The following is a 12,935-nucleotide window of genomic DNA, read 5'->3' on the forward strand; positions in this document are numbered from 1 at the left end:
AACAAGCTACAAACAACTGCCCATAGATGGGTGAGAGTTGTAGCGTTTGGTCGTGACTCAGGAGAACGTGGCAGTGAACGGCAGCAGGAGACTCTCGCCGCAGGAGATCGCCGACATCCTGCGGGAACGGATCCGCGTCGGAGAGCTCAAGGCGGGCGACCGTCTGCCCACCCAGGCCGAGCTGGCCGAGGAGTTCGGCGTGGAGCGAGGCACCGTACGCCAGGCCCTGCGCGCACTGCAGGAGGACGGCCTCCTCACCAACGTCAGCAAGGGCAGCCCGCCGCGCATCGCCCTGCCGGCCCCCACCCGGGGCGCCCCCCAGCCGACGATGGTCAGCCTGGCCCCCCGTCTGACGGAGGCCTTCGCCGCACCGCACGTCCGCGTGGACGTCGTATGCCACACCTCGGAAACCCTGATGCTGGCCCTCGGCGAACCCCTCCGGCTGATCCACGAGGGTTCGATCCGCCCCGAGTCGATCGACGTCCGGGTCCTGCTGCCGTCCCGGGACATCCATCTCGCCTTTCCGGTCCTGGTGGAGGGGCGGGGGGACGACGACCCGGTCCACAAGCGCTGGCTGGCGATGCGCAACGCCCAGGCCCAGGTGCTCCGCCACAACCTCCAGGCCATCCGCTCCACCCACGGCATCGACGTCCATGTCACCTTCCGCGCCCTGCCGTTCACGCCCCCGGTGAAGCTCTACCTCCTCAACAGCGACGAGGCCCTGATCGGCTACTACGTCCTCACCGAACGCCAGGAGGAGTACGAGAGCCGCACCCTCGACATGTACGACGCCCTCGGCTCCCAGTCCCTCCTCTTCTCCTTCCTCAAGCAGGCCGGTCAGCGCGACGCCGCGTTCGTGGAGGAATCCCAGAAGTGGTTCGACGCCCTCTGGGAAACCATCACTACTGACCTGACACTCTCCTAGTGACTTCAGATACGAAGCAGACTGAACAGGTGACAGCAGAGACCGAGAACGACACGGAACGACTCCGCGAACTGATCCGGCGCGCCCGCGTCGTGCTGTGGGACTTCGACGGCCCGATCTGCCGGCTGTTCGCGGGGCATTCGGCGGAGCGGGTGGCGGCCGAGCTGGTGGAGTGGCTTGAGGGGCGGGGGTTGCACGGGCTACTGACGGCCGCCGAGCGGGAGTTGCTGGACCCCCACGTCGTCCTGCGCGCCGTCGACCGCCGGCACCCCGGCAGCGACCTGGTTGCGGAGCTGGAGGAACGTCTCACCCAGGAGGAACTGCGGGCGACCTCCTCCGCGATGCCCACGGCGTACGCGGACCCGCTGATACGCACCTGGACGGCCGTCGGATCCCGGTTGGCCATCACCACCAACAACTCCCCCCGCGTGGTCCGCACCTATCTCAACGGCCGTGGCCTGCTCTCCTGCTTCAGCCCGCACATCTACGGCCGCACCCAGGACCTGCATCACCTCAAGCCGGACCCGCACTGCCTCAACCGGGCCCTGAGCGCCATGGGGGCGGCACGCTCGTCCGCTCTGATGATCGGCGACACGCCCTCGGACCTCGCCGCCGCGAACAGTGCCGGCGTGGCGTTCCTCGGCTACGCGCGTAATCCGCACAAGGAGAAGCTGCTGCGGGAGGCCGGGGCCAAGACGGTTGTGGCCGAGCTGAAGTCGGTCCTGCCACTGGTCCGGGCTCAGGCCTGAATCATCAGCAGCGTGAACACCATGGCGGCCCCGACGGCCAGGCCTGCGCGCCGTGCCCGTATGCCCACCCCCACCGCCAGCAGGAGCAGTACACCGACGCCGCCGAGCTTCGTCTGCGCCTGCATGCCCAGGGCCAGCTCGAAGAGTCCCCTGGAGACTTGAAGCAGAAGCATTCCCCCACCTCCCTTCCACTTTCCCGCAACACTCCAACTATCCGTCCAATTGGACTGGTTTGCTTGCGGACGGTCTGCCCGGTCTGACTGATCCCTTAACCAATCGGCCTGTGCGGCAGGCGGGTTGACTGGGTTCGGGTTTGGGGGTGGACTGCAAGCGGTACGGTCGAGGTGTGGATGCGCAGCAGACCAGTGACGGCGGCGGCCGGGAGTTCCAGCGGGTCGCCGACGAGTTGCGTGCCCGTATGACCGACGGGCCCTACCAGCCGGGCTCCTATCTGCCGTCCCAGCGTGACCTGGCGGAGGAGTTCGGCGTCTCCCGGGACACCGTCCAACGGGCCCTGCGGGAACTGGTCGACGAGGGCTGGATCGAATCACGGCAGGGCAGCGGGTCCCGGGTGATCAAGACCCAGCGGATACACTCGCCGACCCCCAAGGCCACCCGCTCGCGCCGCGGCATCACCCTCGAATCCCTCATCAGCGAGGCCTTCGAGCAGCCCGAAGTGACCCTGGACGTCTATACGTTGACGTCGGAGTCCCTGTACTGGCGCATCCAGCAACAGGCCGACCGCATCCGCGGCCGCTCCATCAGCCCTGGACGCGTCACCCTGCGCATGCTCCTGCCCGCCGAGACGCAGTCCCTGCCCTATCCCCGCGTCAAGGACGACAAGGGGGACCCGCGGTTGCGGGAGCGGCTTCACGACATCACGGAGCGGCACACGGAGTCGCTGCGGGAGTCGCTGGGAGCCCTCAAGACCGAGGGCTGGGTACCGTCGGTCGACGTGGAGATCCGGCGGGCACCACTGACTCCGGCCTTCAAGCTCTACCTCTTCAACGGCGCCGAGGCCCTGCACGGGCCGTACGAGGTGATCGAGCGGAAGATCGAACTGGAACCCGGCGAGGAGATCACCGCGCTCGACGTGCTGGGCCTCGGTGCCACGCTCACACACCACGTGAAGGACGACGAACCGAACTCCTCGGGGAGCGTCTTCGTGGAGAGCATGCAGAAGTGGTTCGACTCGGTCTGGAACCTGCTGTCCGAGTAGTTCCGAGTGGTGCGGTTGGGTCACTCGGGTTGCCCGTGGGCCCCCGAAAATCGCTCCAGCGGGGTGCTGTAGCATGCCCGCACCGATTGAGCAACGGTGCCCGTTCGTGCGTATGTGATGGCGAACAGCCAACCTCGAGCGGCCTCGCAAAGACTTCGTGCAAGAGAGTGGCGAACCCCTCCTGGTGGCCTCCGGGGCCCGAGTATGTCGTGCGAGGCAGAACACCACGTGCTTTCGTTTGGCATATCGTCCTCGTCACCAACCGGAGCGGCCAGTGCGCGCACCAGTCCCTCCCCGTCCTGCTGTGCACGGGGCGCGCGCCACGCCCGACGACGTCATCAGAGACTTCGTGGGGCAAGCCGAGAAGCTGGGCCAGGCGAGCAGCGGACATCACAATCGGAATTTCGTGCTCCCACTCACGGGTTCCGTGGCATGGCTGGTGGGTCTCGATGCCGGTACGTCGGTGACCGTACGGGTCCGGCGCGCCGATGCGCTGCCCGTCGTGATCCGAACCTGGAACGATGAGGCGCAGATCCTCGACGCCATCAGGGGAGTCCTGCCTCACGCGCCGCAGTGCCTCATCAAACGTGACGGCTTCTCGATCCACAGCTATGTGGACGGTGTACCGCTCTCCAGTGTCTGTGGGGACGGCAAACCCGTCGACACCCTGCTCGTCAAGGCGCTGGCCGGCCTGCTTGCCCAGATGGCCCAGGTGCGCCGGGGTGCACTGCCCCCGCTGCCGACGGCCTGGCCGCGCAACGACACCGACAGCCAGGGGTTCCTTCAGACGCTGGCGCGCCTTGCCGACCGGCAGATCCGGCAGCCCAACTGGCTGGCCTTCGGTGGGCTGTTCGCTGCCCTCGGCATCCCTGAGGACGCGCTGATCCGGTTCGCCGAGCGAGTGCCCGCGATGGCCCGGCGGCCGTACAGTCTGCTGCACGCGGACCTGCACCGGGACAACCTGATCGTGTCCTACGACGGTGCTCCACCCCTCATCTGCGTGGACTGGGAGCTGGCGACCTACGGCGACCCCTTGCACGACCTGGCAACACACCTGGTGCGCATGAGGTATCCGTCCCACCAATGGGCCGAGGTGATCGACGCCTGGGCCGCGGCAATGCTGGAGATCCGTCCCGCGGCCGTCAACGGGCTGGGCAAGGATCTGCCTCGCTACCTGGCCTTCGAGCGGGCACAGTCCGTCTATCCCGACGTCATGCGCGCCGCGCGGTCGCTGGAGGAACCCTTCACTCAGAAGCGACTTGATGAGGCCACGGCGGAAGTGCTCCGAGCGGTGGAGGCGGCGGCGGAACCGCTCCGGCTGGGGAACGTGCCGAGCGGGCCTGAGATCGAACGCGCCCTCTTCCGATGGCTGGCATCGCGCAGCCACGGCGGAATCAACGGCCGGGCCTGGGTGAGGAAGGCCTTCACCTGGAAGCCCGACCGGCGGCTGGTGGAGCGGCCCGATTTTCCGGCCTCAGCCGTGCGCAAGGCCCTGCTGGTGGAGGGGGCCGCCCCGGCGGGCCGGGTGTTCAAGGGGACGGCACACCTCAACTCGGTCGTCTCGGTGCCCGGAATCGACTTCCCGGTGGTCGTGCGGCGCAGGCTGCCCGGCGTCTGCCGTCGGGAGCCCAGCTACCTCAGCGAGCACGCAGTGCTTCGCGCGATCGAAGAGGCGGCCGTGGACGTGGCGGCGCCGAAGGCCCTCGCGCTGGGCGAGAGCTATCCGAGCGATCCCTTCGCCATCCACACCTACGTGGGGTCGCGCGACCTTCCTCCCAGCCACCCCGTCCACGGGCTGCTCCCGCACGAGGCGGACGGGCTGGTCGACCAGCTCTGCGCCCTGACACTGGTGGACTACAAGCAGGTCGACCCGGCTGCCGGCGGAGGGGGCTTCTTTCAGTGGCTGAGGGACCAACTGGTGCTGTGGGTAAGGGAGTTGCCGAAGGAGTCGCAGCAGCTGGCTCGGCTCCTCGGACTTCCCGATGCTGACCGGCTGCGAGTGAACCTGGCCCGCTACGAGGTGGGCCACCGGGAGCCGGCCCTGCTGCACGGTGATCTGAACCCGTGGAATCTCGTGCGCCGCGACGACCGCCTCGCGGTGACCATCATCGACTGGGAGATGGCGGTGGTCGGTGACCCCCTCTACGACTTGGTCCGGCACATGCACCTGACCCCGACCAGGGCGGAGATCCGGGAGCGTATGTTCCGGCGCTGGGAGCGTGGGCTGCCGGGGGAATGCACCACGAACTGGCGGCGTGACTGGCCGGTCTACCGGGGCATCGAGACCGTTCGTTCCGCCTATGTGGACCTCGACCGCCTCGTCACCGGCGCGAGCCTGGACGCCCCCAACGTACGCCGTGCAGTGGACTCGTACCCGATGACCCTGGCTGCGGCCACCGCCTTTCTCGGCCTGCCCGTCCGCCCGACGGCGAACCCGTATCTTGCCCGTGCCCTGGCGTAGGGGCACCATTGCTTCACCCAAAGGCGGTTCGTCCACGGGCATATGACGTCCCGTCGGGCATCGCGGCTGCGGAGGTGACTCAGTGATGCCCGAGCGGGGGAACGGATCGGCCGACGACGGAGTGGGGCAGCGGCTGAAGCGGTTTCAGGAGCGCTTCGAGCCGGCGGTGACCCGCATTCTGCTGATCGGGATCTTCGTCACCGGACTGACCGCACAGTTCGTCAAGCCGGTCGGTGACGCTCTTCAGGGCAAGGCGTACCTCGGTGGTGCCCTGCTCAGCCTGGTCGGCTACGTGCTGTACGACGCGGTCCGGGAGCTGTCCTCATCGATACGGGTGCCGTCGCGGGCGCTGGTGAACTCGAGCCAGCTGGGAGGCTTCGTCAGCGAGGCCTTCCAGGCTCGACGGGTCGAGATCAGCTTCCTGGGCTACACCGGCGAAACCCTCTACAACGAGCTGTACCACCGCTTGGAGGGCCTCTTCGACAATCCGGGGCCCACCCGGATCGTGTCGGTGCGCATGCTGGTACCGGACTTCGGACAGCCGATGACCGTGCCCTCGAAGGTCGGTGAGGACGCCCGTCCGGTGGACGACCCGGCCTTCCGGCTGCGCATGATCCGACGCTGTCAGGAGTACGACGACATCCTGGCGGACCTCGCCGGACGGCTCACCGCCACGGGCAGGCTGACCGTTCGATGCGAGTACCGCTGCTATCCCGGCATACCGCGCGACAAGATCTGCATCTTCAACCGGAGCCAGGTGCTGCACGGCCTGTACGACGTGTCGGCGCGGATGCGTCTGCACGAGATGGGACCGGAGTTCTACGATCCCAAGGGGTACAGGACCGACCTCAACGTGTGGTCACGGGAGGGCACGGCTGCCGCCGGGGCTGCCGTTGCCACGTGGATCAAGCACTTCGATGACCTCTGGTCCCTGGCGAAGAGGCCGGACTGGCCGCAGCGGGCGGCTGCCTGAGGGCACGGCCGCACCGTCGCTTCGGCCGCGCGTAGGCTCACCGCATGAGCGAGACCGGCCTGCGTGAGCGCAAGAAGCAGCGGATGTATCAAACCGTCTCCGACACCGCCATCCGCCTCTTCCTCGAGAAGGGCTTCGACGCCGTCTCCGTGGCCGAGGTGGCCGCTGCCGCGGAGATCTCCAAGCCGACGTTGTTCCGGTACTTCCCGGCGAAGGAGGACCTCGTCCTGTACCGGTTCGCCGATCATGAGGGCGAGGCCGCGGGGATTGTGCGGCAGGGGAGCGCCTCGCCCGTCGAGGCGTTGCGGCGGCACTTTCTCGACGGGCTGGAGCGGTGTGATCCCATCACCGGGCTCAACGACCATCCCGACGTGCTCGCGTATCAGTCGCTGCTGTACGGGACACCCGCGCTGGCCGCCGGCCTGTACGGGTATCTGGAGCGTTCGGAGGCCGCGCTCGCCGAGGCGCTCGGTGGGGGGCTGGACGGACGGCTGGCCGCCGGGCAGATCGTGGCCGTGCAGCGGATCCTCGCGCAGGAGAACTGGCGGCGGATCGCGGCAGGGGAGCGGGCGGCCGATGTGCGGGGGGATGCGGTGGCGGCGGCCGAGCGGGCGTTCGGGCTGTTGGAGGCGGGGTTGCCTGCCGCGGTTCGCCGTGGCCACAACTGAGTCTCGGTAAAAAATTTAACTCGGTTACGTTATTTCGGTACGCTTCTCGGAATGACGTCACTGCATCACGAGCTCGCCCGCGAACGCGCCCACCACGACCGCTGCCGAACCGCCCTCGCCGCCATGGTCGACGGCGCCCAGGAGCACGTCGTCACCGCCGAGGACGTCTCCGCCTCCGGTGCCGACGCCGAGGTGCTCGGGTACCGGCTGCGCAGCCGGGCGAATGCGATGCGGGAGCTGCCCGAAGGGCCCTTGTTCTTCGGGCGGTTGGACGCCGACCGGCAGGCGCTGCACATCGGGCGGATGCGGATCAGCGAGGGCGTCGCCGCCCCGCCCCTCGTCGTCGACTGGCGGGCTCCCGTGTCCCGCGCCTTCTACCAGGCCGGCGCGCGCGACCCGCAGGGCGTCAGCGTACGGCGACGGTTCGGCTGGGCACCCGGGAGCCGCGGCGACTCCGCCGACCTCACCGGCCTGGAGGACGAGCACCTCGACCGGGGTGAGTCGCGCGTCAGCGACATCGTCGCCCAGGAGATCGAACGGCCCCGCGTCGGGCCCATGCGGGACATCGCGGCCACCATCCAGCCCGAGCAGGACGATCTCGTACGAGGCGACCTCGCCGTCTCCCTGTGTGTGCAGGGCGCCCCCGGCACCGGCAAGACCGCTGTCGGCCTGCACCGCGCCGCGTACCTGCTCTACACCCACCCGCAGCGCATCCGGCGCGGCGGCCTGCTGATCCTCGGGCCCAACCCGACCTTCCTGTCGTACATCGCCGAGGTGCTGCCCGCCCTCGGCGAGAGCGGCGTACGGCAGTCCACGCTGCGGGACGAGATCGCCCGGCATCCCGTCACCGGTGTGGACGACGACAGGGCCGCCGGGCTCAAGCACGACGTCCGGATGGCGGAGGTGCTGCGGCGGGCCCTGTACGCGCGCGTGGGCGGACCGACCCGCGTCGCACCTCTCGTGCTGACCGACGGTTCGTACCGGTGGCGGGTTCCGGAGGACGAGTTGCTGCGGATCGTCGCGGGGGTGCGGGCCGAGGAGCCGCCGTACGGCGTCGGGCGGGAGCGGGTGCGTACCCGGGTGGTGCGGCGCATCCAGGAGCAGGCCGAGCGGCGGGCCGGGCCGCGGAGCAACGCCTGGGTGCAGCGGATCTCGCGGGCGCGGGCGGTCGGCGCGTACGTCGACGCCGTATGGCCGCGGGTGCGGCCCGAGGAGGTCGTGGCTCAACTGCTCGGCGAACCAGGAGGGTTGAGGGAAGCCGCCGACGGGCTGCTGGACGCCGACGAGCAGAAGGCGCTGCTGTGGGCGAAGCCGCCGCGGTCGTGGAAGTCGGCCCGCTGGTCGGCCGCCGATCTGGTGCTCCTGGACGAGGTGGCGGGGCTCGTCGAGCATCCGAAGGGGTACGGCCATGTCGTCGTCGACGAGGCTCAGGATCTGTCGCCGATGGAGTGCCGGGCGATCGCGCGGCGGGCGGTCTTCGGGTCGGTGACCGTGCTCGGGGATCTGGCACAGGGGACGACGCCGTGGGCGGCGCGGTCGTGGGAGAGCGTGCTGGAGCAGCTGGGGAAACCGGACGCGGTGGTCGTCCCGCTCACGACGGGGTTCCGGGTGCCCGGGGCGGTGCTGGCGCTGGCCAACCGGCTGCTGGAGCGGCTGGACGTGGAGGTGCCGGCGGCCCGCTCGCTGCGGGGAGACGGGGAACTGCGGTTCCGAGGGGCCGGCGGCGACCTGCTCGGGGCGGTCGTGGGGGCCGTGCGTGATGCGCTGGGCCGGGAGGGGTCCGTCGGGGTCGTCGCGGCCGACGCGGACGCCGGCCGGGTGCGGGAGGCGCTGGGGGCGGCCGGAATCGAGGCGGGGGGTGCGGACGAGCTGGGCGCGCGGGTGACCGTCGTACCGGCGAGTGTGGTGAAGGGGCTGGAGTACGACCATGTCGTCGCGGTGGAGCCGGCGGCGATCGTGGCGGCGGAGGAGCGGGGGCTGCAGCGGCTGTATGTGGTGGTGACGCGGGCGGTGGCGGGGCTGGAGGTGGTGCACGGGAGGCCGTTGCCGTTCTGAGAGCCCTGAGCGCCCTGAGGTCTCTGAGGGCGCTTACGCGCGGACGGCCTCCCGCGCAGCCTTACGCGGCGTCCAGGATCGGGAGCAACTGCTCCTCCTCGTACGTCAGATGCGCCTCCAGCTCGGCCGTCAGGCGCTCCACCTCGCCGCGGGCGGTGGCCGGGTCCGGGTGGTCGGCGGTCACGGCGTGGCGCAGGTCCTCGACGAGGGCGGCGATGCGGTCGTGCTCCTCCCCGAGGCGGGCCAGGGTGGGGGCGAACTCGGGGTGCCGGTCGGCCAGGAACGGGAACAGGGCCACGTCCTCGCCGGTGTGGTGGTTGTGCAGGCCGGCGCAGAAGGTCAGGCAGTTCACGCGGAGCTGGGCGCCCAGGGTGGCGCCGCCCTTGGCCATCTCTTCGCGGATCAGGGCGAGTTCGCGTCGGAAGGCGTCATGGACGACCTTGATGGCCTCGCCCATGGAGGAGGCGTTGATGTTCGGGGGGCCGTCCTGGGCGATCTCGTACAGGGCGACCACGGGGATCACCCGCCGCGTCTTCTCCTGGTACTCCGCCCACCCCGGATCCGCCTCCACGGCCCGCGCGAAGGCCTCGTGACGCTCCTCGCCGTCGAGTACGACCGCCTGCGCCTCGTAGGTGAACGCGCCGCTCTCGACGGTGACTTGAGGGTTCGCGAGGAGATTGTGGAACCACGCGGGGTGGCTGGGGGCACCGCCGGCGGAGGCGATGACCAGGACGCGGTCGGCGCCGTCGGGGAGGTAGCCGACGGGGGTGGTGTGCGGGCGGCCGGTGCGGGCGCCGGTGGTGGTGAGGAGGATCAGTCGGGCGCCCTCGAAGTAGCCGCCGACGCGGCCCTTGTTGGCGCGGAACTCGTCGATGACCTGCTGATTGAAGTCGTTGGGCATTCTCTCTCTTTCTCTGTCGCTGGATTTCCGTCGCTGGATTTCGTACGGATGGAAGGCGAAGAGAAAGAGGCGGGCTCCTGGCCCGCTGCCGCAGCCTCACTCAGAGGCCGGGCAACACCCAACTCGATCACGGCACAAGGCCGACCCGGCAGTCATACAGCAGACAGTAGCGCTCCACCCCGGCCTGGGTAGATCCTTTTTCTGATGCTTCTCTTCCTGGACGTCGACGGAACGCTGATCCCCTTCGGGGCGGACCGGCCGTACCAGCAGTACGAGCCGGTCCGCGTCCTGCCGCAGAGCGCCGAGCACCCCCTCCGCGCCCGGATCGACCCGGCACTCGGCGCACGTCTGACGCGGCTCGCCGTCCTCGGCTGCGAGCTGGTGTGGGCCACGACCTGGCTGGACGACGCGAACACCGCCATCGCCCCGTGGCTGGGCCTGCCCCCGCTGCCGGTGATGGACTGGCCGGACGAGGACGACGAGCCCGGCTCCGACGCCGGCCCCGGTTGCGAGCTCGGCCGGCCCCGTGGCCTGCACTGGAAGACGCGGCCCCTGGTGTCCTGGGCCGCCGGCCGCCCGTTCCTCTGGGTCGACGACGAGATCACCGACACCGACCGGGCCTGGGTGGCCGCCCACCATCGCGCGCCCGCCCTCCTCCACCGCGTCGACCACCGCTACGGGCTCACCGAACGGGACTTCGACGTACTGGAGAGGTGGGTCATCCCGCCTGGGAGCGGCGCCCCAGCAGCTCGGCGACCCGGATGAAGCCGTCCGTGCCGTGCCCGAGCCCGACGACCCGGCGGGCCTGGCCCTCGGCCGCGCGCATGACGCCCGCGTCGATGCCGTGGGACTCGGAGGCCTCGACGATGTGGGCCATGGAGGAGACGGCGGACGTGATCGGATTGAGTTCGCCGGAGTAGATGCCGTCGTCTACGTCGCCCGCGAGCTCCTCGAACGACGGCGGGAGGATGTCGCCGATGCCCCGTGCGAAGGGGGCCAGCTCCCGCGCGGTGATGCCCTCGGCCCGGGCCACGGCCAGGGCGTGCGCGTAGCCGGACATGGCCGTCCAGAAGATGTCGAGCAGGGCGACGTCGTAGGCGGCGGCCCGGCCGATGTCCTCGCCCAGGTGGGTGTGGGTGCCGCCGAGCACGTCCAGGAGGGGCTGGTGCTCGCGGTAGAGGTCCTCGGGGCCGCTGTGCAGGAACACCGCGTCGGGCGTCCCGATGGTCGTGGTCGGCGTCATGATCGCGCCATCCAGGTAGCGGATACCGTGCGCGGCCGCCCATGCGGCCGTGTCCCGGGCGCGGGCCGGGGTGTCGGCGGTCAGGTTGACGACCGTGCGGCCCTTGAGGGCGCCGGTCACGGCGTCCTGCCGCAGGACGGCGTCGGCGGCGTCGTAGTTCACCACGCAGACGACGACCAGCTCACTCGCGCCGACCGCCTCCGCCGCCGACAGCCCTCCGGTCGCCCCACGCCCGAGCAGCTCCGCGTCCCTGCCCGGCGTGCGGTTCCACACGGTGGTCCGCAGACCGCCGGCCAGGAAGGCGCCGGCCAGGGCCCGTCCCATCGGCCCCAGACCGAGCACGGTGACGGCGGACGATGCGGGCATGGACGTATCCACGATGGAGCTCCCTTGAGGAAGAGGAACGGGGAAGTCGATCACCTGCCTCCAGGGTCGGACGGCTGTGGAGCGCTGCCAAGTACGTACAAAAAAGTGCGTATCGGCGCCTGCGGCTACGACCGCGCCAGCTCCTCCCGGAACCCCTGGCGCCACGAGGGATGGCGCGGCTCCCAGCCGAGCTCCCGCCTGGCCTTGGCGTTGGAGAACCCGCGCCCCTCCGTCATCATCAGCACCGCCACCTCGCCGGCCAGCAGCCGCGCCAGCCACTTCGGCACCCGCAGCGGAGGCTTCGCACCCGCGCAGGCGGCCAGATACGGCAGCCATTCACTGGCCGGGGCCGGTTCGTCGTCGACGATGTTGAACACGCCCCGCGCCCGCTGCTCCACGGCCAGTACGGTGGCGCTCGCCGCGTCGTCGAGATGCACCCAGGAGCAGTAGCCGGTGCCGCCCCCGACCAGCGGGAACTGCCGCTTGCGTACGAGTTCGACCTGGTCGTCGGTGGCGCCCGGACCGTAGAACCCGCCGTAGCGCAGGACCGTCCCGTCGGCCTTGAGGACGACGTCCTGGATGTGGCGGATGCCCTCCGCGAGCGCGTGCAGCCTGCCCGTCTCCACGGGCAGCGGGTCCTCCTCGGTCTTCACCCAGCCGCCCTCGCGGATGCCGTTCCAGATGGCGGCGCTCTGCGCGACGAAGTGGGGGACGCCGGTCGCCTCGGCGGCGGCCAGCAGGTGGTCGGTTCCCTCGGTGCGCAGCCGGTTGGTGGCGGCGAACCATCGGTCGAAGTGCTTGATGTCCGGCTTGCCGGAGTGCGGCATGGAGATCGCCGTCATCTGGTGCACGATCACGTCCGGCCGCGCCGCAGCCACCGCCTCGCCGACCGACACGGCATCGAGCCCGTCCATCACGACGCCGTCCGCGCCCATCTCCTTCAGCAGACCCAGCTTGGCCGCGCTCGTCGTCGTGGCCGTCACCTGATGCCCCCGCTCCACGAGCAGCGGCACCAGCCGCCGCCCGATGACCCCGGTCCCACCTGCCACGAACACCCGCATGACACTCACCGTCCCGATTCCGGAATACGTCTACGAAACCTTGGACGAGCCGGCCGCCCGTTCTGTGACACGAAGGTCGACCGGAGCCGGTGTTCACCTCCGTGGCCGGTTCAGGACGGGCGTCGGCGTCGGCCGCCGTAGGGGTGCCGGGCCGTGACGGTGACTTCTACCCGGGGGCCGCTGTGGCGCGACCCGCAGTTTGTCCGGCTCGCCCGCGCACGGGTCGTTTCCGTGCTGGGCAACGGGTTCGCGCGGGTGGCGCTGGCGTTCGCGGTGCTTGCGCTGCCGCTGTCACCGTAGGTAGGCACGCTCGG

At 70.1% G+C, this 12,935-nt stretch carries 13 protein-coding genes; 9 read left to right on the forward strand and 4 right to left on the reverse strand.

Annotated features, from left to right (window positions below; genetic code table 11):
* The first annotated feature begins 46 nt into the window (after positions 1-46).
* Positions 47-925 (forward strand): winged helix-turn-helix domain-containing protein, encoded by an 879-nt coding sequence (locus OHT51_RS22840; RefSeq protein ID WP_328880773.1) that lies wholly within the window; start codon positions 47-49, stop codon positions 923-925.
* A 29-nt stretch (positions 926-954) separates the two neighbouring features.
* Positions 955-1,674: an HAD family hydrolase gene (locus OHT51_RS22845; protein ID WP_328880774.1), complete on the forward strand. Its 720-nt coding sequence runs from the start codon at positions 955-957 to the stop codon at positions 1,672-1,674.
* Here the strand turns inward: OHT51_RS22845 and OHT51_RS22850 are convergent.
* Positions 1,665-1,847, reverse strand: a complete 183-nt coding sequence (locus OHT51_RS22850; RefSeq protein WP_328880775.1) for a hypothetical protein — start codon at positions 1,845-1,847, stop codon at positions 1,665-1,667. The genes OHT51_RS22845 and OHT51_RS22850 overlap by 10 nt on opposite strands.
* A 173-nt stretch (positions 1,848-2,020) precedes the next feature.
* Here OHT51_RS22850 and OHT51_RS22855 point away from each other — a divergent pair, with 173 nt between their 5' ends.
* From OHT51_RS22855 to OHT51_RS22875, 5 genes are all read left to right on the forward strand, one after another.
* On the forward strand, positions 2,021-2,893 hold the full coding sequence (locus OHT51_RS22855; protein WP_328880776.1) for a winged helix-turn-helix domain-containing protein: 873 nt from the start codon (positions 2,021-2,023) through the stop codon (positions 2,891-2,893).
* Positions 2,894-3,197: 304 nt separating this feature from the next.
* Positions 3,198-5,354 carry a phosphotransferase gene (locus OHT51_RS22860; protein ID WP_443052724.1) on the forward strand — a complete coding sequence of 719 codons (2,157 nt, stop codon included), beginning with the start codon at positions 3,198-3,200 and terminating at the stop codon, positions 5,352-5,354.
* Positions 5,355-5,439: 85 nt separating this feature from the next.
* Positions 5,440-6,327: a hypothetical protein gene (locus OHT51_RS22865; RefSeq protein WP_328880778.1), complete on the forward strand. Its 888-nt coding sequence runs from the start codon at positions 5,440-5,442 to the stop codon at positions 6,325-6,327.
* 44 nt (positions 6,328-6,371) lie between these two features.
* On the forward strand, positions 6,372-6,995 hold the full coding sequence (locus tag OHT51_RS22870) for a TetR/AcrR family transcriptional regulator (protein WP_328880779.1): 624 nt from the start codon (positions 6,372-6,374) through the stop codon (positions 6,993-6,995).
* Between the two features lie 51 nt (positions 6,996-7,046).
* Positions 7,047-9,050 carry a HelD family protein gene (locus tag OHT51_RS22875; protein WP_328880780.1) on the forward strand — a complete coding sequence of 668 codons (2,004 nt, stop codon included), beginning with the start codon at positions 7,047-7,049 and terminating at the stop codon, positions 9,048-9,050.
* Between the two features lie 61 nt (positions 9,051-9,111).
* Here OHT51_RS22875 and OHT51_RS22880 read toward each other — a convergent pair whose 3' ends face one another.
* On the reverse strand, positions 9,112-9,951 hold the full coding sequence (locus tag OHT51_RS22880) for a nitroreductase/quinone reductase family protein (RefSeq protein ID WP_328880781.1): 840 nt from the start codon (positions 9,949-9,951) through the stop codon (positions 9,112-9,114).
* 204 nt (positions 9,952-10,155) lie between these two features.
* On the opposite strand from OHT51_RS22880, the gene OHT51_RS22885 reads away from it, so the two are divergent.
* Positions 10,156-10,716, forward strand: a complete 561-nt coding sequence (locus OHT51_RS22885; RefSeq protein ID WP_328880782.1) for an HAD domain-containing protein — start codon at positions 10,156-10,158, stop codon at positions 10,714-10,716.
* Here the strand turns inward: OHT51_RS22885 and OHT51_RS22890 are convergent.
* Positions 10,670-11,560, reverse strand: a complete 891-nt coding sequence (locus tag OHT51_RS22890; RefSeq protein ID WP_328880783.1) for an NAD(P)-dependent oxidoreductase — start codon at positions 11,558-11,560, stop codon at positions 10,670-10,672. The two genes, OHT51_RS22885 and OHT51_RS22890, sit on opposite strands and share 47 nt — an antisense overlap.
* Positions 11,561-11,685: 125 nt before the next feature.
* Positions 11,686-12,621, reverse strand: coding sequence for an NAD-dependent epimerase/dehydratase family protein (locus tag OHT51_RS22895; protein WP_328880784.1), 936 nt, complete (start codon positions 12,619-12,621; stop codon positions 11,686-11,688).
* A gap of 153 nt (positions 12,622-12,774) precedes the next feature.
* Between OHT51_RS22895 and OHT51_RS22900 the strand changes: the two genes are divergently transcribed.
* Complete coding sequence (locus OHT51_RS22900) at positions 12,775-12,921, forward strand: hypothetical protein (protein WP_328880785.1); 147 nt, start codon at positions 12,775-12,777, stop codon at positions 12,919-12,921.
* The last annotated feature ends 14 nt before the right edge of the window (positions 12,922-12,935 follow it).

Origin of the sequence: Streptomyces sp. NBC_00299, assembly GCF_036173045.1 — a bacterium.
Classification (GTDB): domain Bacteria; phylum Actinomycetota; class Actinomycetes; order Streptomycetales; family Streptomycetaceae; genus Streptomyces; species Streptomyces machairae.

Bases quoted from the DNA above. Each gene is read 5' to 3' on its own strand.
- OHT51_RS22870 (WP_328880779.1), top strand. From the start codon at position 6,372: ATGAGCGAGACCGGCCTGCGTGAGCGCAAGAAGCAGCGGATGTATCAA.
- OHT51_RS22890 (WP_328880783.1), bottom strand. From the start codon at position 11,560: ATGCCCGCATCGTCCGCCGTCACCGTGCTCGGTCTGGGGCCGATGGGA.
- OHT51_RS22865 (WP_328880778.1), top strand. From the start codon at position 5,440: ATGCCCGAGCGGGGGAACGGATCGGCCGACGACGGAGTGGGGCAGCGG.
- OHT51_RS22850 (WP_328880775.1), bottom strand. From the start codon at position 1,847: ATGCTTCTGCTTCAAGTCTCCAGGGGACTCTTCGAGCTGGCCCTGGGC.
- OHT51_RS22875 (WP_328880780.1), top strand. From the start codon at position 7,047: ATGACGTCACTGCATCACGAGCTCGCCCGCGAACGCGCCCACCACGAC.
- OHT51_RS22880 (WP_328880781.1), bottom strand. From the start codon at position 9,951: ATGCCCAACGACTTCAATCAGCAGGTCATCGACGAGTTCCGCGCCAAC.
- OHT51_RS22895 (WP_328880784.1), bottom strand. From the start codon at position 12,621: ATGCGGGTGTTCGTGGCAGGTGGGACCGGGGTCATCGGGCGGCGGCTG.
- OHT51_RS22885 (WP_328880782.1), top strand. From the start codon at position 10,156: ATGCTTCTCTTCCTGGACGTCGACGGAACGCTGATCCCCTTCGGGGCG.